The organism is Moraxella catarrhalis (assembly GCF_001632285.1).
Taxonomy (GTDB): Bacteria; Pseudomonadota; Gammaproteobacteria; order Pseudomonadales; family Moraxellaceae; genus Moraxella; species Moraxella catarrhalis.
Window position 1 is genome coordinate 1 of sequence record NZ_LWAH01000009.1, and the last position, 212, is coordinate 212.

Genomic DNA, 212 nt, shown 5'->3' on the forward strand with positions numbered 1-212 from the left:
CGACCGGGAAGAAGCCGCAGGTCGCGCCATACTCCGGAGCCATGTTGGCGATCGTCGACTTGTCGGCGACCGAGAGATGGTCGAGGCCGGGGCCGAAGAATTCGACGAACTTGCCGACCACGCCGAGCTTGCGCAGCATCTGGGTGACGGTCAGCACGAGGTCGGTGGCGGTCACGCCTTCCTTGAGCGCGCCGGTCAGCTTGAAGCCGACC

1 protein-coding gene is annotated in these 212 nt (G+C 66.0%); it reads right to left on the reverse strand.

Annotated features, from left to right (window positions below; genetic code table 11):
* Positions 1 to 212: aconitase family protein (locus A4U55_RS08755; protein ID WP_145913099.1), on the reverse strand; the 212-nt coding region annotated here is incomplete at both ends.